The organism is Methylobacterium sp. J-043, assembly GCF_022829505.1.
Lineage (GTDB): Bacteria > Pseudomonadota > Alphaproteobacteria > Rhizobiales > Beijerinckiaceae > Methylobacterium > Methylobacterium extorquens_A.
Genome location: NZ_JAKSYB010000058.1, coordinates 183540 through 204230, shown reverse-complemented (window position 1 = coordinate 204230; position 20691 = coordinate 183540). Strand labels below are relative to the sequence as shown.

At 67.0% G+C, this 20691-nt stretch carries 15 protein-coding genes and 1 pseudogene; 7 read left to right on the top strand and 9 right to left on the bottom strand.

Annotated elements, in window-relative coordinates:
- Nucleotides 1-289: 289 nt before the first annotated feature.
- From ggt to MKK50_RS16175, 5 genes are all read right to left on the bottom strand, one after another.
- Nucleotides 290-1906, bottom strand: coding sequence for a gamma-glutamyltransferase (ggt, locus tag MKK50_RS16195; protein WP_499023755.1), 1617 nt, complete (start codon nt 1904-1906; stop codon nt 290-292).
- Between the two features lie 174 nt (nt 1907-2080).
- On the bottom strand, nt 2081-2974 hold the full coding sequence (locus tag MKK50_RS16190; protein ID WP_499023753.1) for a polysaccharide deacetylase family protein: 894 nt from the start codon (nt 2972-2974) through the stop codon (nt 2081-2083).
- A 39-nt stretch (nt 2975-3013) separates the two neighbouring features.
- On the bottom strand, nt 3014-5485 hold the full coding sequence (locus MKK50_RS16185) for a branched-chain amino acid ABC transporter ATP-binding protein/permease (RefSeq protein ID WP_499023751.1): 2472 nt from the start codon (nt 5483-5485) through the stop codon (nt 3014-3016).
- 3 nt (nt 5486-5488) lie between these two features.
- Nucleotides 5489-6358 (bottom strand): branched-chain amino acid ABC transporter permease, encoded by an 870-nt coding sequence (locus MKK50_RS16180; protein WP_499023749.1) that lies wholly within the window; start codon nt 6356-6358, stop codon nt 5489-5491.
- A 49-nt stretch (nt 6359-6407) separates the two neighbouring features.
- The gene (locus MKK50_RS16175) at nt 6408-7598 is read right to left on the bottom strand and encodes an ABC transporter substrate-binding protein (protein WP_499023746.1); all 1191 of its coding nucleotides are present in this window, start codon (nt 7596-7598) and stop codon (nt 6408-6410) included.
- A gap of 226 nt (nt 7599-7824) precedes the next feature.
- Between MKK50_RS16175 and MKK50_RS16170 the strand changes: the two genes are divergently transcribed.
- Nucleotides 7825-8235: a nuclear transport factor 2 family protein gene (locus MKK50_RS16170; RefSeq protein ID WP_499023743.1), complete on the top strand. Its 411-nt coding sequence runs from the start codon at nt 7825-7827 to the stop codon at nt 8233-8235.
- Between the two features lie 110 nt (nt 8236-8345).
- Here the strand turns inward: MKK50_RS16170 and MKK50_RS16165 are convergent, their stop codons facing one another.
- From MKK50_RS16165 to MKK50_RS16155, 3 genes are all read right to left on the bottom strand, one after another.
- Entirely contained in the window at nt 8346-9047 is a 702-nt protein-coding gene (locus tag MKK50_RS16165; RefSeq protein ID WP_499023741.1) for a GntR family transcriptional regulator, read from the bottom strand.
- Between the two features lie 528 nt (nt 9048-9575).
- On the bottom strand, nt 9576-10031 hold the full coding sequence (locus MKK50_RS16160; protein ID WP_499023739.1) for a hypothetical protein: 456 nt from the start codon (nt 10029-10031) through the stop codon (nt 9576-9578).
- 1710 nt (nt 10032-11741) lie between these two features.
- Nucleotides 11742-13046, bottom strand: a complete 1305-nt coding sequence (locus tag MKK50_RS16155) for an MFS transporter (protein WP_499024087.1) — start codon at nt 13044-13046, stop codon at nt 11742-11744.
- 291 nt (nt 13047-13337) lie between these two features.
- Here MKK50_RS16155 and MKK50_RS16150 point away from each other — a divergent pair, with 291 nt between their 5' ends.
- The 4 genes and pseudogenes from MKK50_RS16150 to MKK50_RS16135 all read left to right on the top strand — a co-directional run bounded on the left by MKK50_RS16150 (nt 13338) and on the right by MKK50_RS16135 (nt 18194).
- The gene (locus MKK50_RS16150) at nt 13338-13841 is read left to right on the top strand and encodes a YciE/YciF ferroxidase family protein (RefSeq protein WP_253368179.1); all 504 of its coding nucleotides are present in this window, start codon (nt 13338-13340) and stop codon (nt 13839-13841) included.
- A 181-nt stretch (nt 13842-14022) separates the two neighbouring features.
- Entirely contained in the window at nt 14023-15516 is a 1494-nt protein-coding gene (locus MKK50_RS16145) for a protein adenylyltransferase SelO (protein WP_499023736.1), read from the top strand.
- 327 nt (nt 15517-15843) lie between these two features.
- Nucleotides 15844-16071, top strand: a pseudogene (locus MKK50_RS16140) (methyl-accepting chemotaxis protein); the annotation flags it as partial.
- Nucleotides 16072-16418: 347 nt separating this feature from the next.
- Complete coding sequence (locus tag MKK50_RS16135) at nt 16419-18194, top strand: acetolactate synthase 3 large subunit (RefSeq protein ID WP_499023734.1); 1776 nt, start codon at nt 16419-16421, stop codon at nt 18192-18194.
- Between the two features lie 61 nt (nt 18195-18255).
- Here the strand turns inward: MKK50_RS16135 and MKK50_RS16130 are convergent, their stop codons facing one another.
- Nucleotides 18256-19167, bottom strand: coding sequence for a methyltransferase domain-containing protein (locus MKK50_RS16130; RefSeq protein WP_499023732.1), 912 nt, complete (start codon nt 19165-19167; stop codon nt 18256-18258).
- A gap of 106 nt (nt 19168-19273) precedes the next feature.
- On the opposite strand from MKK50_RS16130, the gene ilvN reads away from it, so the two are divergent.
- Nucleotides 19274-19816, top strand: coding sequence for an acetolactate synthase small subunit (ilvN, locus tag MKK50_RS16125; protein WP_253368171.1), 543 nt, complete (start codon nt 19274-19276; stop codon nt 19814-19816).
- A 61-nt stretch (nt 19817-19877) separates the two neighbouring features.
- The gene (locus MKK50_RS16120; RefSeq protein WP_499023730.1) at nt 19878-20522 is read left to right on the top strand and encodes a glutathione S-transferase family protein; all 645 of its coding nucleotides are present in this window, start codon (nt 19878-19880) and stop codon (nt 20520-20522) included.
- Nucleotides 20523-20691: the final 169 nt, after the last annotated feature.

Sequence of the window (20691 nt, the reverse complement as noted above, 5' to 3'; positions counted from 1 at the left end):
TCCACCTTGGCCCACCGGCCGATTGCTCGTTTCAGGCTCCGGTCTCGCCTTTTGTGCAGGAATGGGCGTCGTTCCCAGTCCTGGCGGCGATGAAGGGCGCCCACCGGTCGGCGAGACGACATCGAGGCGATTGACCTCCCGGTGGTCTCGTACAAAATCCGGTTTTTCCTTTCGGGATGAAGGATTTGGGCTTCGGCGGGATCCCATCGCGCTGGCGCGATGGGTACCATCCTCAGTCGCCGCGCGGGCTTGCTGATACGGCTTCCGCTTGGATTAAGCGGAAGCCGTATCAGAGACCGAGGGCCAAGCCGTCACTGCGCGGATCGTGAGCGCCGACGAAAAGGCCGTCATCGTCGATCCGGATCGCGCCCGGATGACCGGCCAGGGGGCTCTGAGCGGGGATGGGGCTGATCTCGTGCCCTCGCGCCTTCAGCTCTTCAAACACCGCCTGACCCGCATCGAGTTCGAGCTTGAGGCTGTCGCGGCTGTCCGAGAACGTCTTGCCCAGAAGGAACCGAGGACGTGCGAGGGCGGTGAGCGGATCCATGTCGTAATCGATCAGACGCGTCAGCACCGCCGACAGGGTCTGTGGCTGCCCATCCGCGCCCTGCGTTCCGTACAAAAGTTTGGGGCGGCCGCTCTTGAAGTACATGCCGGGATTGAGCGTGTGGAACGGACGCTTTCCGGGGCGCAGCACGTTGATGCTATGGGCGTCCACGCTGAAGGACGCACCCCGATTGTGCCAGAGGATGCCGGTATCGCCCGCGACGATGCCGCTTCCCCAATCGAAATAGATCGTCTGCAGCAGGCTGACACAGTTGCCGTCCCGGTCGACGGCTCCGATGAAGACGGTATCACCGCTCTTGAAGACATGGGGCCAGGGCGCGGCCTTGCGCGGATCGATGCCCCGGGCTTGGCCATCGAGGTACGAGGCCGATAGCAATCGCTCGACGGGCACATCGACGAAATCAGGGTCGGCGATGAAGCGATTGCGGTCGATGAAGGCCAGCTTCACCGCCTCGACGAGGAGGTGGTAGTAGTCGGCGCTGCCCTCGGGAATGGAAGCCACGTCGAAGCGGTCGAGAACGCCCATGATCCCGAGGGTGGTGAGGCCCTGTGTCGGCGGGCGTAGGCTGACGAGCTCCCCGCCCCTGTAGGGAACGCGTAGCGCGCTCTCGTTGCGCGCGCGGCAGCGGGCGAGATCATCCGCGGTCAGGGGCGAGCCTGCCTGTTGCAGGCCACGCGCGATCCGGCGGGCCAGTTCGCCCTCGTAGAAGTCGCGGCCGCCATTTTCCGCGAGCGTCGTGAGGGTACGGGCGAGGTCGGGTTGCCGGACGATCTCTCCAGCATCCGGAATGCGGCCTTCGGCGGTGAACGCGCGCACGACATCGGGCCAGTTGCCGATCTCCTTGGCGCGGAAGTTCGACCAGAAACGTTGCGACGGCGTCAGGGGGAAACCATCCGATGCGTAGGCGATGGCGCGCTGGAACAGCCCTTTCCAGGATTGCCGCCCGCTCCATGCCCTCTGGCTGTAGGTGAAGGCTTGCTCCCAGGTATCGACTGCCGCCGCGGTTGTGATCGCCGAGCCGGGTCCGCGCAGCGGGATCGGTCGGCCGTCCTCCGGCAGCTTCGCCGCCGCCTGGCCGATGCCGGACAGGGTGAAGCTGGCGCCGCTGCGGTCGCTGACAATCATGAACGCGTCACCGCCCAGACCGCAGAAATGCGGATAGGTCACGCAGAGGGTGGCGTTGATGGCGATCGCCGCCTCAATGGCGTTTCCGCCTGCCCGCAGCACCTCCCGCCCGGCTTCGCTGGCGAGTTCGTGCGGGCTCGTCACCACACCCTGGCGGGATTGGGCGAGGGAGCCGCGGGGGACGCTCGCTTCGGCAAAGTGCGGGCTCGGCATGATCGTCGCCCCCAGGGCAGCCGCAGAGGTCAGCAGGAGTGCGCGCCGAGAGGCGGTTGGCGCGGGATGGTGATTGCTTTCTCGACGATCCATGACCGCGTCTCCGGGGGCTTCCATTCGGGCCGAGCGAGAGACCGTCGCTCGGAGATGCCAGAGGCCGGCCGCACGGTGCCGCTACTCCGGCAGTTCGGCGACGTGCGCCGCGATCGCCCCGGCCGTGGTGAGCCAGACCGTGTCGCGGTGCCCGGCGATCCGTTCGAGCGCCTGCCGCAGGGGGCGCAGCCGGTGTGGCTGGCCGACGATGTAGGGGTGGAGCGCGATGCCCATGACTAGCGGCGCGCGGCGCGACTGGTCATGCATCTCCTCGAAGGCGTCGGTGATGGCCTCGGCGAAGGCGCGTCCCGTGTCCTTGCGGGCGACGATCGCCGGGATGTCGTTGAGTTCCTGCGGATAGGGCACCGAGAGGATGCGCCCGCCGTCGCGCGTCGCGAACCACGTCGGCTGGTCGTCGTGGCACCAATCGAGCAGATACCGGTAGCCCGCCTCCGCCAGCAGGTCCGGCGTGACCCGCGACTGCGAGATCCAGGGCCCGAGCCAGCCGGCAGGCGCCTGACCCTCCTCCTGCGTCAGCACCGCGGTCGCCTCGGCGATCAGCGCCCGCTCCTCGGCCTCGGAGAGGGTGCCCTGCCGCTCGGCATTGGCGCGGCCGTGCCCGACGATCTCGTCGCCGCGGGTGCGAAAGGCTTCGATCAGGCCTGGGCAGTCCCGGTAGATCCGGCTGTTGACGAGAATGCTCGCCGGCATCCGAAGGCCATCGAGCATGTCGCGGATGCGCCACGCGCCGACCCGGTTTCCCCAGTCGCGCCACGCGTAATTGAGAACATCCGGCTGCGGCCCACCCGGCGCCAGCTCGGCGCCGAGGCCGTCGCCGAAATCGAAGGTTTCGAGGTTGAGGGCGATGTAGACCGCAAGGCGCTTGCCCTCCGGCCAGTCGTAGACCGGGCGATCCGGCAGGGCGGAATAGGCGTATCGGCCATGGCTGGCAGGGGGTGGCGCCGATGTCGTCACGGGAAGGGTCTCGATCCTGTTGTCGTGGGACGCGCGATGTCACGCCGCCCCGAGATAGGCCGCCTCGAGGGCCGCGTCCGCCTTCAGCTCCGCCGCGGTGCCGGACGCGGCGACGCGCCCCTGCTCCAGGACGTAGCCCCGGTCCGCCACCGTCAGCGCCAGCGCGGCCATCTGATCGACGATGAGGATCGTCGTGCCCTGATCTCGCAGTTCGGCCACGGTGGCGTAGAGGCTGTTGATGATCGCGGGGGCGAGCCCGAGGGAGGGCTCGTCGAGCAGAAGGATGCGCGGATGCGCCATCATCCCGCGTGCGATCGCCAGCATCTGCTGCTCCCCGCCCGAGAGCAGGCCGGCGCGGCTGCCGGCCCTCTCGCGCAGGCGCGGGAACCGGTCGAGCAGCGCCTCGACCTCCGCTGGATCGACCCGGCCGCCGCGGCTCCAGGCGCCGAGGCGGATGTTCTCGACGACGGTGAGCTCGGGAAAGACCTGGCGCCCTTCCGGCACCAAAGCGAGGCCGAGCCGCGCGATCCTGTGCGCCGGCAGCGCGGCAACGGGCGTGTCCGCCAGAACCACCGATCCCTCGACCGGGCGCAGCAGGCCCGCGAGCGCCCGCATCGCCGTCGACTTGCCGGCGCCGTTCGAACCGAGCAGAGCCACTGTCTCGCCCGGCCGCACCGCAAGCGCGAGACGATCGAGGACGGGCGCGGCGCCGTAGCCCGCGGTGAGGTCGTCAGCAGCGAGAACCGCGTCGGCCGGTCCGCTCCACGGCGCCGAGCGCGGCCGGGCCGGGGTTTCGGCGGCGCCAAGATAGGCCCGCAGCACGGCCGGGTCGCGGCGCACTTCGGCGGGGGTGCCGCGGGCGATCGGGCGGCCCGCATCCATGACGAGGATGCGGTCGGACACGCCCATTACCAGGGGCATGTCGTGTTCGACGAGGATCACCGCGATGCCGCAGGCCGCGATCCGGCGCAGTAACAGGCCGAGGCGGTCGGTCTCGGCGCGGGCGAGACCGGCGGCCGGCTCGTCGAGGAGCAGCACGAGCGGGGCTCCGGCCAGCGCGCGGGCGATCTCTACCAGCCGCCGATCGACGTGCGGCAGCTCGGAGGCCGGCCGGTCGAGGGCGCCGCCATAGCCGACGAAGGCGAGCAGGGCCGCCGCCTCTTGCCGGTCCCGCGGCTGCGCCCGGCGCAGCAGACGCCCGGGCGCGCGAGCGAGGATGACGTTCTCGACGACGCTGAGGGAGCCGAACAGCCGGGTCGTCTGGTAGGTGCGGGCGATGCCGGCGCGGGCGATCGCGTGGGCCGGCCTCCCAGCGAGTTCGCGCTCCCCCAGACGAATCGAGCCGGTGCTCGGGCGGTAGAAGCCCGAGATCATGTTGAGGACGGTGGTCTTGCCGGCCCCGTTCGGTCCGATCACGCTGGTGATCGCTCCGGGCCGCGCCTCGAAGGCGACGCCGTCCGCCGCCCGGATGCCGCCGAAGGCGATGCCGAGCTCGTCGATCGCGAGCGGCGCGCTTTCGCTCCGGCGCAGGAAGTCCGGTGCGTCGCCGTGCGCTTCCGGCCGCGCCGCACCGCCCCGCGGCAGCAGCCGTGCCAGGCTGCCGACGAGCCCCGCCGGCACGAGCCAGAGCACGACGAGGGTGGTGAAGCCGAAGAACAGCAGACGGTACTCGGCGAGTCCTGCCAGCGCCTCGGGCAGCAGCACCGTCACCAGCGCGCCGAACAGGGGCCCGAGCACGGTACCGGCCCCGCCGACCACCACGGCGAGGACGAACAGGATCGACTGCGTGAACGGGAACGAACTCGGTGCGATGAACAGCATCAGGGGCGGCAGCACCGCGCCCGCGAGCCCGGTCAGGGCCGCCGAGATCGCGAAGGCGGCGGTCTTCACCCGGACCGGATCGAAGCCGAGCGAGGCGGCGGCGACATCCGCGTCGCGCACCGCCCGCAAAGCCTGGCCGAGGCGGGCATGGCGGAGCCGGTGGAAACCGTAGAGGCTGAGGCCCGCTGCCGTCACCGCGAGCCACGCGAGGTCGCGCTCGCCGAGGGGGAGCCCGAACAGGCTCGGGCCGGTCGCGACCACGAGGCCGTTCTGCCCGCCGGTGAGTTCGCCGCCCTCGATCAGCGCGTGCTCGACGAGGAAGCCGAAGGCGATCGTCACCATGGCGAGGTAGGGCCCGCGCACCCGCATCGCGGGCACGGCGAGCGCCGCGCCGACGAGGGCCGAGAGGCCGGAAGCGGCGGGAAGCGCCAGCCAGAAGCTCATGCCCTTCAGCGTCAGGATCGCGCTCGTATAGGCGCCGATCGCGTAGAACCCGGCATGGCCGAAGGAGATCAACCCGCCGAGCCCGAGCAGGATATTGAGGCCGGTACCGGCCACCACGGTCAGCGCGACGAGGGCGATGACGAAGTGGCTGTAGCCGCTCGTCGTTGCGACGAGGCCGAGGCCCGAAAGCGTGAGGGCCAGTATGGCGAGTGGCATCGCGGCCGGCGCCCGGAGAAGCGAGCGCATGGGTCAGACCTTGTTGACGGTGGCGCGGCCGAGGAGGCCGTTCGGACGGAGCGCCAGCGCGAGGATGATGACCGAGAAGACGACGATTTGGGTGGCCCCGGAGCCGAGGGTGGCGGTGACGCCAGCCTCGACGAGGCCGTAGAGGAGGCCCGCCAGCACCACACCGGTGGCTGAGCCGATCCCGCCGAGGATCGCCACGGCGAAGGCCTTGATCCCGAAAAGCGCGCCCATCTCGGCCGAGACGGAGAAGAGTGGCGCGATCAGTAGCCCCGCCGCGCCCGCGAGCACGGCCGAGAGCGCGAAGGCACAGGCCACGGTGCGGGCGACGTCGATGCCCATCAGCCGCGCCGCTTCCGCATTCTGCGCCACGGCCAGCAGCACGCGACCGAACTCGGTCCCGCGGAACACAGCACGGATCGCCACCGCCGCCGCGATCCCGACCACGGGGATCAGGAGCTGGAGCGGGTAGATGCCCGCGCCCAGAACCTGCACGGGCGCCGCGACCAGGGCGGAGGGCAGGCTGCGCGGCTCCTTGCCGAAGGTGAACAAAAGGACGTTGTCGAGGATGATGCCGCCGGCCACCGTCGCCAGGAGCCACGCATCGGAGCCCCCGGTCACGAAGGGGCGCACCAGCAGGCGCTCGACGACGAGGCCGAGGAGCGCGCAGCCGGCCAGAGCTGCGGCAACCGCCAGCGGCATCGGCCAGCCGAGCTGAACCCCGAAGGTGTAACCCAGTACCGCCCCGAGGGTGACGGCGCTGCCCTGAGCGAAGTTCACGGTGCCGGAGACCGCGAAGGTGATGTGGAAGCCAAGCGCTACCAGCCCGTACATGCTGCCGAGCCCGAGCCCGGTGACGAGGGTGCCGGTCAGCATGGATGCCTTCCTGTGCGTGGGCTTCTAAAGCCGCTCGCTCCGACACCGCTCACTTGGACACCGCGACGATCTCGCCGTTGCGGAAGTTCGCGAAGATGTAGTCGTCCGGCTTCAAGGCGTCGTGCCGGTCCGGGGCGAAGGGCGCTTCGTAGGTCTTGATCAGGCCAGCATAGGCCGGGACCTTGTAGAACCCGTCGCGAACCTTCGGCCCCTCGGTGGCACCCGCCGCCCGGATCGCGAGCGCGATCAGGTGCGTGGCGTCGTAGGCGTTGGCGATGCCGACGGCGGGCGTGACGTCGGCCATGGACTTGATCGCTGGGTACTTCGCCTTCAGGGCATCGAGCACGGCCTTCGCCTTCGGGCTGTCGTTGCCGGCGAAGGTGAAGGTCTGAACGAAGTGCACCCGCGCGGCACCCGGCCCGGCGAGTTCATCGAAGCGCCCGCCCGCTGGGCCCCAGTGCGAAATCACCGGCACGGTCCAGCCCATCCGGTCAAGGGACTTCACCACCTGGGCCGAGGGGCCGACATTGCCGACGAGGAACAGCGCGTCGGCCCCAGCCTCGCGCAGCCGGGAGAGCTGCGGGACCATGTCGATATCGTTGGCCTCGTACTTCTCGATGCCGGCGCTGGGGAGACCCGAGGCCTTCAGCGCCGCGACGATCCCCTGCTGGTTCGACTCGCCCCAGGCGTTGTTGACAAGGATCGCGCCGGGTTTCTTCGCTCCGTAGGTCTTCACCGCGTAGGTGACGAGGGCTTCGTCCACCAGCGCATCGACTGCCGAGACCCGGAACACGTAGTTGTCGGCCGCGCCGTTGCGGGTGATGCCGGTTCCGGCCGCCCAGGGCCCGACGAAGGGCACCTTCATCTGGTTGGCGATGGGCACGATCGCCATCGAGACCGGTGTGTCGAGGCCGCCGATCAGCGCCACGACTCCGGCCCGCTGGATCAGCTCGCGGGCGGCGAGGACGCCCTTCGACGGATTGGCCTCGTCGTCGCGGGCGACCAGTTCGAGCGACCGACCGAGGACGCCGCCGTTGCGGTTGATCTCTTCGATCGCCAGTCCGATCCCGCGGGAGATCGCCTCGCCCGACTTCGCCGACTGGCCGCTGAGCGCGGTGACGAGCCCGATCCGGATCGGCTCAGCGGCCCGGACCGGCGTAAGACTCGCGAACCCCGCCAGCAGGGTGCCGACGGCGACGCGCCGCGTGAGTGAACGGACGGCATTGAAGCGGAGAAGCATGGCGATCCGGTCCCGTATTTGGTCGACTGGCGACCGCAACTGCCGTGCCAGCCGACGGCTACCTGTTTTCTCCTAGGTTTTTCGATTCACCCTCATGCCGACCATAAAGTGTGCACAAGGCCGCAGCAAAGTGCATACACTTTCCGCATGCATGCATGGATCGGCTCCGCCATGCTCAGTCCGCGATTCCGGTCAGGATAGGGCCGGACACCACGGAGATTCCGATATGGACGCGAAGGAAGCAGGGGCCGCGCGCGATGCGGCGGCGGTAACGGCCTATCTCGAAGCCTCGATGGTGCCCGACCCGGAAACCGCGGCGCGCTACATGGCGCCCGGCATTGCCATCGTCTTCACCGGTGGGCGGGTGTTCCGGCATCCGCGCGAAGTGACGGCCTTCAACGCCGGCCGCTACGCCTGGGTCAAGAAGCGGATGGAACGGCTCGACGTGGTGCCGGGCGCGAACGTCACCACCGTCTACAGCCTCGGTACGCTCTACGGCGCATGGCCGGACGGCACTGTGTTCGAGGGCAACCGCTACGTCGACCGGTTCACCGTGCGGGACGGGCTGATCGTCTCCATGGAGGTGTGGAACGACAGCGCCGAGCGGCTCCTCGAACGGCAGGGCGACTCGGCCTGATCCGTCCGACAAAATCCGAATGTTCGCTTCGCGACGCGGATTAGATGCTTCGCTCAAGGCCCACGCGGGCTTGGTGATCCGGTATCCGCCACCATGACGCCGACACCGGATTACCCCTCGACGTAGGGTGCGAGCAGGCGGATGAGGTCGTGCTCGCGCCTGGGCTCCTCGAGGATGCGTGCCCGCTCGGCCACCGCGTCGAGATGGTGATCCATCAGGGCGACCGCGCGTCCGGCATCACCGGAAACGAGGGCCGCCACGATCTCCCGGTGTTCGCTCACCGCGCAGTCCGACGAGTGCGGCCGGCTGTAGAGCGACAGGATCAGCGCGCAGCGATAGCCCAGTTCGGCGACGTAGCGGCGCAGAACCGGACTTCCGGTCATCTCGGCGAGCAGCAGATGAAACTCGGTGGCGAGCCGGATCGAGGCCGCCTCTGGCCCACCGCTCGCCTGCTCCTCACCCGCGATATGTGCTTCGAGCACGGCCTGCTGCTCGGCGCTCAGATGGCCGGCGAGCCGCTGGACCACGAGGCGCTCGAGGCCGATGCGCACGTCGAAGGTGTCGCGCGCCTCCTCCCAACTCGGGCTCGCGACCACGGCGATGCGGTTCCGGCGCAATTCGACCAAGCCCTCGCTTGCGAGTTGGCCGAGCGCCTGTCGCGCGATGGTCCGGCTGACGCTGAACCGCTCGCCGAGCGCGTCCTCCGGCAACCGGTCCCCCGGGGTCAGAGCCCGCTCCACGATCGCCCGCCGCAGGGATCGGCAGATCGTTCCGACACGGTCGGTCGGGGCGTTCGTCTCACCCTGTCTCATCGCGGACGTGCATCAACCTTTTGAGAGAGGGCTAACGGTCTCGACCGCCACGGCGGACCGTTCGACAGCGCGTGTTCCTTCGAGCCGCCTGAAAGCCGGTTCGCGGGAGATGCACAAATGACGCCGAAGCACCTCGGTCTCGTTTGCCCCGGTCATCGAACCGGCGCAACGCGCGGGTGACGTGACCCCGTGGGGTCGGCCCCGGCAGATCGGCCACGTCGTAGAGTTCAACGCGAAGGCAACTCCCACCGGGCACCATCCACCCTGACCGCGGGTACGAAGAGGCGCTTCTTCACACCGTGTTCTACCTTGTCTGAACCAGCGAATGCCCCTGGGTACGCCGGCTCCAATTCAATCTTCGAAGAATAATTTGTAATTGATGGGAGTTTATCAATAATTAAAGAGTGATCGATTTGATAATTTGCGTACTGTTCGCGATGAATTTGATACATTTATTGAGGGAGGCGGTGGTGCGGGGTAATATTAGAGAGATATATCGCATCAGGAGCAGTCGCGATTACAGCAACGCTATGCTTTACCATTGCGCGCGTAGGGATGGGCCGGACAGTCATGGGGGCCGTCGGGGCGCGTCGGAAACGGCTCCTGTCGGTGCCTTTCTCCAATTGCGATCGCTTGGGCGCGATGCAGCTCGGCCGTCCTTTCATCGATGGCGTCACGGCAGGACGGGAGGCCATGCGTGTCAACCGTCGTGCCGAGCATCAAGTGGTCCTGGTCAATGGACATCCGCCACCCGCGGTCTGATCCGTCCCGTGCGGTCATTGCCGCCGCGCACCGGTCGAGGAAATCGAGGCGCATACCATCGTCCGTGGCGGCCGCTTCGAGCGCTGCACAGATCAGCTCGGTCTCTTCGCGTGTGAGCCAGACCGTCGATGTTCCGAAGCCCTGGCGCTCAGCCTCGGCCATCTCTTTCGAAAGGCGGTCTGCCAGCGCCTCGCGCGGTGATCCGGAAACAGAAGCGGTCATGGGCAACCTTCCATGCATCCGTTTCGCCTTTTCTCCCCCCAGCAGACAAGATCTGCATCCTGGCCCTGTCACGAACCGATCCAGGCGCGGACCGTGCCAACACGTGCCTGTCCGTCAACGCGCGGGGCTCACCCAGGATGGCAGATTTCGGAGGATCCGCTCGCATCCTATTGTTGCATCATTTTTCCGCGAAGGCGCCGTCGCTTCGGCGCCTCTTCTCTCATCTGCGTCGCGACCTCCGCCTGCTCATAGGGCTATGATCGATTCCATCTCATTCTTCGAGTGTGGCCTCCGCAAGCCCTTTGGTGAAGTGCTTGCGGTCCTATGCCGGCCAGGCGTCGCCTTCGAGGTGGCCCGAAGGTCTCGACGGTCGTCGACGGATCGCTGCTTGAAGACAATCTCGAACGGATCGATACGGCCGGCAGAACTCGGCAGGATACGCTCGCCGCTCGAAGGCTTACCGTCCTGGGGTGATCGCCATCGATCGGGCCGGCAATCCGAGTATCCAGAGCGCTCGAAGCAGCACGCCCGTCCCGTCGGATGCGGAGATTCTCTTGATCCAGCCGTCAATACGAGGCCGCGTCAAAACACCCGACTATCCAACCGCGATCGTCTTTACGCGTTTGGACACAGATGCACCGTGAGAATGGTGGGCCGACAACGATGAAGGTGTCGACCCACCAGCCGCTGGCCTGACATGATCAGCGCAGCGACGGAGATTCAGGTCATGCCGTCACCTATTGTCAAGCTGTGTCGGCATGCGCTGTCTGTTTCGTGATTTCAGGCCGATTGCTTTTATCCGACGACGCCACGGTCATGATGGCGTGCGCCGCGTGGATCTTCGCTCGGCGGCGATGCTCATCACGGGCGACGAATGCCCCTCTTGAAGGAGCGCCTCCTCTCATTTCCATGGGAGGAAGGCATCCGAGCGTCGTCTGCCCCTACCTTGCGACGGGCCTCCGAGTTGAGCGGACCTATGCACGCCCCCTGCGCTCGCTCGAAAGTCGACCCGTCAAATGCGATGGATCGCGTACACGCCCTCGCAACGGCGGCATTCTAAAACGAAGGCATGGGTTCACCTGCCTCCGAGCTCCGATTCCTGGGCGTGGCCGCCGCTCTCGGCGGCTTGCTGGTTATGATGTTTGCTGGTGAGCCAGCAAGCGCTTCGGTGGGCTGGGGCCTCGTCGGTCTCGGTTTCTTCGGAGCGACCCGGCTTGTCCCGCACCGTAAGCTGGTGCCGGTGATTGCCCCGAATGCGGTGACAGGGGAACCAGTGGACTCGACGGACACCATGCAGGAGAGCGAAGCTGGCCTTCCTGCTCCCGCGGTCCCGGCCGATCTCCATGCCGTGCTCCAGCGCAAGGTGCGCCTGACACGCCCGCCGAACCAAACGCTCGCCGCTTCGGTTCTGCCCCGTTCACGGATTGTGCGGTCGCCGTCGGCACTCTGACGGAGTGGGCCGGATCGGCACTATCACCATGCGATAAGGTGTGATCTCGCCGCTTGCCAGGATGAGGCGAGGCCGCGTGTGGACGACCTTTCGCGTGAGATGGAGTTCTCGACCCTGTTCGCGCCAGCGTGCACGCGCCTCCTTCAGGACGTGATTCAGCTGTTCCTACGGGGAGAGGTGTCAGCGTCTCTCTCTTCCATCCGGCGGCCTGCCACAGCCTCAGCCACGTCGTTCTCCCGCCGGTCCAAGGGCACAGTGCATCATTGCCGATTTGGCGCCGGTCCGACATCCGCGCTCGCGCCCGGATCCCGCGCGATGTCCCGGCCAAGGCGGAGAACCGAGAGCCCTGCCAGAACGAGCACGGCAGCAACCGCCGCCAACGCGTCGTCGAAGCGGCCGGTCGCATCTCGGATCCAGCCCATGAGGGCGGGTCCAGCAAATCCGCCGAGGCTTCCCAGCGCGTTGATCAGAGCGATGCCGCCTGCAGCGGCGCTGCCCGTGAGAATGCGGGTCGGCAATGTCCAGAAGGTCGGCAAAGCTGCGAAAACGCCGAGCGCTGCCGCACTGAGCGCGGTGATGGTCAGGAGCGGTGTGCCGGCTCTGCTCGCTGCGAATAGGGCGAGGCCGGCGGCCACGGTCGGAATCGCAACATGTCGGGTGCGTTCACCGGTGCGGTCGGAATGGCGCGTCCAGACCAGCATGCCCGCAGCGGAGACGATGTAGGGCACGGCGGTGACGAACCCCGTTGCCGTCGTCGTGAAGCCGAAGCCGCTCACGATCTGCGGCAACCATAGGCCGACGGCGTAGAGTCCGGTACTGAGTCCGAAATAGACCAGCCCGAGGCCGAGCACCCGCGGGTCGAGCAGGGCCGCACTTAGATGCGCGGTCGGGTTCGGGCCGAGCCGGCGATCCTCCGCCATCCGTGCGACCAGGCTCGCCCGTTCCTCTGCATTCAGCCAGGAGGCGCGTTCGGGCCGGTCGGTCAGCACGAACAGGGTCGCGATGCCCAGAAGCAGACTGGGGGCGGCCTCCAACAGGTAGAGCCACTGCCAGCCCGCGAGCCCGAGCCAGCCTTGCGTGAAGCTCATGACGAGACCCGATAGCGGCGCACCGATCGCCGCCGAAAGCGGCACCGCCATCATGAAGGTCCCGACGATCCCGGCGCGCTGTCGGGCAGGAAACCAGTAGGTGAGATAGAGGATGATACCCGGGAAGAAGCCGGCTTCGGCCAGCCCGAGCCCGACGCGCACGAGGTAGAACGACCACTCGCCGACGACGAGCGCGGTCGAGGCCGAAACCAGCGACCACGTCACCATGATCCGCGCGATCCAGAGCCGCGCCCCGACCCGCTCGAGGATCAGATTGCTCGGCACCTCGAAGGCGACGTAGCCGAGGAAGAACAAACCCGCCCCAAACCCGTAGGCCGTCGCGGACAGACCGAGATCGCGGTTCATGGTGAGCGCGGCGAAGCCGACATTCACTCGGTCGAGATAGGCGAAGAAATAGCACAGCATCAGGAAGGGCAAGAGGCGCCGCGCCACCTTGCTCGTGAGCGCATCCGCCAATTCCGTGACCCCCGTCCGATCGCTCGGCCGCACGCCGCGCGCGGATCTCGTAACGGACTTGCCGGGGGGCGGATAGAAGCGGCTTCCAGACCCGCTACGGCGGCGACCGTCGATCGCCGCAGGGGCGAGGCCGGGATGGGAAAAGAAAACGATGTTGCCCCAAGCGTGAAGCGGGGCCGTTGGTGAGGTCTGACCCTATGGCCGCGTGGCGGAACCGCTGCGGCGCAGTCGGGCTTCCCTTGTAACGGGGTCTGCTTAGGCAGAATCCCCAAACTGTTACAGGAGGACGCCATGGGTCTGTTCACGAAAGACATCAAATCGCTGGACGATCTCTTCGTGCACACGTTGCAGGATGTCTATTACGCCGAGAACCAGATCACCAAAGCTTTGCCGACGATGATCGGGAAGGCGACGAACGCGCAGCTTCGCCAGGGTTTCGAGACGCATCTGAACGAGACGGAAGGGCAGATCAAACGCCTCGAACAGGTGTTCGAGATGCACGGCCACAAGCCGAAGGCGGTCAACTGCCCCGCCATCGACGGGATCATCAAGGAAGCCAACGAGACCGCCGGCGAGGTCGCCGACAAGGAGGTGCTGGATGCCGCCCTGCTCGCGGCGGCACAGGCGGTCGAGCATTACGAGATCGCCCGCTACGGCACCCTCGTCGCTTGGGCCAAGCGGCTTGGCCGCGATGATTGCGCGGCCCTGCTCCAGCAAACGCTCGACGAGGAGAAGGCGACCGACCAGAAGCTCACAGCTCTGGCCGATAGCCGGGTGAACCAGAGGGCGGCCTGACCACCGACGAAAGGCAGCGCCACGATCCCGTGACCGGTCGGCTCTGATCGGCAACCAAGCCGTCTCGTCGTGCCGGACGTAGCCAGCCCTCGCGACTTCCAGCGCGGGGGCGCTTGCGCCCGGCCGCTCCCTTTGCTCTGTCCGCGTCTCGCACCGAGCCGCTTTCGCACCGGTACTGCCGATGACCGCCCTTTTCCCCTTCGACAACAGCTACGCACGCTTGCCCGACCGCTTCTTCGGGCGGGTTGCGCCGACCGCGGTCGAGGCGCCGCGGCTGGTACGGCTGAACCGGGCGCTTGCCCTGGAACTCGGCCTCGATCCTGACCGTCTCGAAAGCCCGGAGGGCGTCGAGGTCCTGGCCGGACGGCAAGTTCCGGAGGGCGCGGAGCCGCTGGCGGCGGCCTATGCCGGGCATCAGTTCGGGCAATTCGTGCCGCAGCTCGGCGATGGGCGTGCGATCCTGCTGGGCGAGGTCGTCGGCCGAAGCGGGCGCCGCGACATCCAACTCAAAGGATCCGGCCCGACCCCCTTTTCCCGCCGGGGCGACGGACGCGCCGCCCTCGGGCCGGTGCTGCGCGAGTATCTCGTCAGCGAGGCGATGCACGCCCTCGGCATTCCGACCACCCGCGCGCTCGCGGCCGTAACCACCGGCGAGCGGGTGATTCGCGAGACGGTGCTGCCGGGCGCGGTACTGACGCGGGTCGCGTCGAGCCATATCCGGGTCGGGTCGTTCCAATTCTTCGCCGCCCGCGGGGACGTTGAAGGTCTGCGTGCGCTCGCCGACCACGCGATCGCGCGCCACGAGCCCGAGGCGGCGCAGTCCGACAATCCCTACCGCGCCCTGCTCGATGGCGTGATCCGCCGTCAGGCCGAGCTGATCGCGCGTTGGCTCGCCGTCGGCTTCATTCACGGCGTAATGAACACCGACAACATGTCGGTTGCCGGTGAGACCATCGATTATGGTCCCTGCGCTTTTCTCGACACCTACGACCCGGCAACCGCCTTCAGCTCCATCGACCGCCACGGGCGCTACGCCTACGGCAACCAACCGCGCATCGCCCTATGGAACCTCACCCGGCTTGCGGAGGCGCTTCTGCCTCTTCTGTCGGAGGATGAGACGCGGGCCGTTGCCGAGGCCGAAGCCGCGCTGACCGGCTTCGCAAGTCAGTTCGAGGCTGCCTATCACGGCGGATTGAACCGAAAGCTCGGCCTCGCCACGATGCGCGACGGAGATCCCGCACTTGCGGGCGATCTGCTGAAAGCCATGGCCGAGAACGAGGCCGATTTCACCCTCACCTTCCGGCGCCTCGGCGAAGCCGCGCCGGGACCCGATGGCGAACCGGATCCGGCAGCTGTCGAATCGGTTCGGAGCCTCTTCATCGATCCGACCGCCTACGATCGTTGGGCCGAAGGTTGGCGCAGGCGGCTCAAGGACGAAGCTGGCGATCCCGCTGCTCGGCGTCGGATGATGATGGCGGTCAATCCAGCTTTCATTCCACGCAACCACCGTGTCGAAGAGATGATCGAGGCCGCGGTCGAACGGCAAGATTTCGCACCGTTCGAGACGCTGTTGATGGTTCTTATGCGTCCCTACGACGATCAGCCGGATTTTGCGCAATATGCCGAGCCTCCGGAAGGTGGCGGACGTGGATATCGCACCTTTTGTGGAACATGAGGACGAGTGATTTCATCGAATTAACGCGTATATAATAACATATTGTATGTTTTTGCCGAATGCTTTAGATATCGTCCATTAATTTTGATCGAAAAAAATTTTATACAGGGATGCATCTCCAGATCCTACCTCGATATACTATCTCGTGCGGTAAAGCCGAGGGCGCCATCATGGCGCAAACCGTCCGCTCACCCCACGGTTGTTCGACTGTCACCCGCTGCCTGGGTTACTCTGCTCCGCCGCCTGTCCGTACGGATCTCCACCCTTGTGGTCGGCAGCAACCGGCTGCTTGAGACTTGCGCCGTGATGCATGCCCGCGCCGCCGATGCAGCGGCTTTGGGCGAGCGGGGCGCAGCGACGCATGAGATCATGCGCAACGCCGTCCGGGCCACGTCCGGCACCGGCACCGTAAGGTCGAACATCGCTGGCGTGGCTCAGGCATCCGAAGAGACTGGGGCTGCTGCGCCAGTGCCCGCCTCAGCATCCGAACTGTCGCGGCAATCAGAGCCTCTCGCCGGTGAGGTGGCGCATATCCGCGAGACGGTGCAGGCGTCCCGATGCGGTGCGACGGCAAGGTGCTCATTAAATACAAGCTTTGCCGCCGCAATTACGGGAGGTGCGGATTGACGGGAGTGTGCGTATCGCTTACTCCGCGCCCCTCACTTGCAGAATGTCAGTTGCAGGTTACTCGCCGAAAGCCGGCGGGTCAGCGGCGAACGGATCGACGATGCGCACGGTTCTTATCGTAGTGGAAGCGCCACAGACGGGGCGGGCTTGATCTCAAGCCCGACAGGCCCGGTCGGTGGCGCATGCAGGGTCCCTCGGGGCCCTTTTTTATTGCGCGTAATCCAGCGGGCCGGCATGCGGATCGGAACACGAAGAACGGATTGATGGAGGAATCGATGAGCGGCGAGGTCATGACCGGGGCCCAGATGGTCATCCGGGCGTTCCAAGATCAGGGCGTGGATACCCTGTTCGGCTATCCGGGCGGCGCGGTGCTGCCGATCTACGACGCGCTTTTCGACGAGACCAAGATCAAGCACGTGCTGGTGCGCCACGAGCAGGGTGCGGTCCATGCGGCCGAGGGCTATGCGCGCTCGTCGGGCAAGGTCGGCGTCGTCCTCGTCACCTCGGGCCCCGGTGCCACCAACATCGTTACCGGCCTCACCGATGCGATGCTGGACTCGATCCCGCTCGTCGCCGTGACGGGTCAGGTCCCGACGCACCTCATCGGCTCCGACGCGTTCCAGGAATGCGACACGGTCGGCATCACCCGGCACTGCACGAAGCACAATTACCTCGTCAAATCGATCGAGGACTTGCCGCGCATCCTGCACGAGGCGTTCTACGTCGCCAGCCACGGTCGCCCCGGCCCGGTCGTCATCGACCTGCCGAAGGACATCCAGTTCGCGAGCGGCGTCTATTCCCGCCCGGCGCAGGATGGCCACAAGACCTACAACCCGCCGGTGAAGGGCGATCCCGAAAAGATCCGCGCGGCGGTCGAGCTGATGGCGGGCGCGCGTCGCCCGGTCTTCTATACCGGCGGCGGCGTCATCAATTCCGGCCCGGAAGCCTCGCGCCTGCTGCGGGAACTGGTCGCCGAGACCGGCTTCCCCGTCACGTCCACGCTGATGGGCCTCGGCGCCTTTCCGGCCTCCGACGACAAGTTCCTCGGAATGCTGGGCATGCACGGCACCTACGAGGCCAACCTCGCGATGCATGATTGCGACGTGATGATCAACATCGGCGCGCGCTTCGACGACCGCATCACCGGCCGCCTCGATGCGTTCTCGCCATTCTCGAAGAAGATCCACGTCGATGTCGACGCCTCCTCGATCAACAAGGTCGTGAAGGTCGATGTCGGCATCCTCGGCGATTGCGCCGCGGTGCTGGAGGAAATGCTCGCCCAGTGGCGCGCGCTGCCGAAGCAGCCCGATAAGGATCGGATGGAGGACTGGTTCAACAAGATCAGCCGCTGGAAATCGCGCGACTGCCTCGCCTACTGGCCGTCGGGCACGATCATCAAGCCGCAATACGCGGTGCAGCGGCTCTACGAGGCGTGCAAGAATCGCAAGACCTTCGTCACGACTGAGGTCGGCCAGCACCAGATGTGGGCGGCGCAATACTTCAAGTTCGATGAGCCGAACCGTTGGATGACCTCGGGCGGCCTCGGCACCATGGGCTACGGCCTGCCGGCGGCGATCGGCACGCAGCTCGCCAACCCGGACGGCCTCGTCATCGACATCGCGGGCGAAGCCTCGATCCTGATGAACATGCAGGAGATGTCGACGGCGGTGCAGTACCGGCTGCCGGTCAAGATCTTCATCCTGAACAACGAGTATATGGGCATGGTGCGCCAGTGGCAGGAGCTGCTGCACGGCTCCCGCTACTCGCAGAGCTACTCGGAGAGCCTGCCGGACTTCGTGAAGCTGGCCGAGGCCTACGGCGCCAAGGGCATCCGCTGCGAGAAGCCCGGCGAGCTCGACGCGACGATCCAGGAGATGCTGGACTATGACGGTCCGGTGATCTTCGACTGCATCGTCGACAAGAAGGAGAACTGCTTCCCGATGATCCCGTCGGGCAAGGCGCACAACGAGATGCTGCTGTCCGACTATCTCGGTGAGACCGGGGTGGAGATCGGCGACGTCATCTCGGCCGAGGGCAAGATGCTGGTCTGATCGGCCCCGCATCGCGCGAACGCACGGGACCGCCGTGCCCAGCGTCGCCCGTTTCGATCGGTCAGGACCTCCTTCGGCGGAGGCTCCTGACCCATCGGCGTGCTGCCGCGCGGGTTCGCTTCGGCCAACCCGCGGGCGGCGGCAGGGCGTCGTGCCGGCTCGGGTCCAGGCGGGGTACCGTGGCGGCGCGCTCTGCGGCGGTGAGCCCGCTGCGCTTGCGCAGAAGAACGAAGAACTCGGTCTCGCCCGGACAGGTCGGCTCCAAGGCCGCGCATTCGAACGGGAGCAGGTCGAGGGCGAAGAGTTCCGAGAGGGCGCGGGCGAAGCTGTACGGCGTGAACACCGTGCAGTGGACGTCGATGTGGAGCCCGCTCGCGATGGCGGTCGCTGTGGCGTCGAGAGCTGCCGGCGGGCCACCGACGATCGGCTTTTCCGGTGCCGGCTTGCCGCCCCAAGTGGCGAGCACGTCGATCTCGCTTGCTCTCGCGAAATGTTCGTAGACGGCCTCAGGCGGTGGCGTGCGCAGCCGCAGCAGATGGGCTGCGACGAGAGCGCCGACGCTACTCGGCGTGCGGAAATGGTCGAAGGTGAAGCGCTTGTCCGGCACCATCAGGCAGAACACGCCGCCCTCGTTCAAGGCGTCGCCGCATTCCCGCAGCCAGCCGATGCAGTCGGGAACGTGCTCGACGACGTGCGAGGCGACGATGTAATCGACCGGACCGCGCGAACCGAGCGCCCGCGGCAGCCCGCCTTCGCCGAGAACGACATCGACGGGAACGATCCCCTCGATACCGGCGGGGCCGAGGGTCGGGTGGTCGCGGTACTGGTGGCGCAGCCCCTCGGTCGAGAGGTGATCGGCATAGAGGACGTTGCCGTCGCTTTTGAGGAGGATCGGGCGCGAGAGGGGCCCGAGCTCGACGCCGGTTCGGCCCTGCGGCCGGACGAGATTCAAAACACGCTGACGCCGATCCATGGCGCGGCCGGTATCATGCCACCGGCAGGCGGGTCCAGCACTGGAGCGCCGACCTGAGGTGGTGCAGGCGAGATGGTACGAAGTTCAAGTTGAGGGATGCGACGAAATGAATGCGATGAACACCCACTACCCCGAGCCCACGCGGATCGAGACCGTCAACCGCCATACCCTCGCGGTGGTCGTTGACAACGAGCCCGGTGCGCTGGCCCGCATCGCCGGCCTGTTCTCCGGTCGCGGTTACAACATCGAGAGCCTGACGGTCTCCGAGACGGAAGAGGCACGCCACCTCTCGCGCATCACCATCGTCACCACTGGCACTAACGCCGTGATCGACCAGATCAAGGCGCAGCTCGACCGCCTCGTGCCCGTGCACCGCGTCGTCGATCTGACGCTACAGGGGCAAGCGCTGGAGCGTGAGCTGTGCCTCGTGAAGGTGGCCGGCACCGGCGAGCACCGGAGCGAGGCCCTACGCCTCGCCGCCGCCTTCGGCGCCCGCACCCTCGACGCCACGCTGAACTCGTTCGTGTTCGAGCTCACAGGCGCGACGGAGGAAATCGACCGCTTCATCCGCCTGCTCTCGGTGATCGGCCTCGTGGAGATCTCTCGCACCGGCATCGCCGCGATGGGGCGTGGCGCGGAGCCGCTGTAACTGGGCTTTCCTGCGGGCGGCGCTACTCTATGGGGGCGTCGTCCGCAGCGATAAGAAGTCCATGACCGCCCGCACGCTCTATTACGCCCCCGGCGCCTGCTCGCTCGCCTCCCACATCGTGCTGGAGGAGATCGGCGCGCCCTACGAGACCATTCGCCTCGACCTCGCCAAAGGCGACCAGAGGGCGCCGGAATATCTCGCGGTCAACGAGCGCGGACGCGTGCCGGCCCTTTATGAAGAGGGCTGGGTGCTCACCGAGAACGCGGCGATCCTGCGCCACCTCGCCCGCTCCCATCCGGAGGCCGGCTTGCTGCCGGAGGATCTGCGTGGGCAGGCGGCGGCCGACGAGTGGATGGCGTGGCTCTCCACCGGGCATCATATCGCCTACGCCCATGTCCGCCGGCCCGAGCGCTACAGCGCCGACGAGACCGCCTTCCCGGAGATTCGGGCGAAGGGGGCCGACACGTTCGGCGATCTCTGCACCATGACCGAGGTGAGGCTTTCCAACGGCGGCTGGGCGCTCGGCGAGCGATACAGCGTCGTCGATGCCTACCTCATGGTATTCTGGCTGTGGGCCCGCGGCCCGACGATCGGCTTCGATATGCCTTCGCTCTTCCCGGCCTGGACGGCGCATTCCCGCCGCATGGCCGAGCGCCCTGCCGTGGGCACGGTCTTCGCCCGCGAGGAGCTGACGCTACCGGCCTGACACCTCGACACCCCTCCCCTCATTCAATCCCCTCGTTGGCGTGTAAGCGTCGAGGCAGCTGCACGTGGCGCAGGAATCGCTTGGCCGCGGCAGCGGACGCGATCTCACCGTGTCGAATCGAACGAAGGTGAGGGTTTCGCGGGTGGCATGGAACGCGCCGGGCGCGACT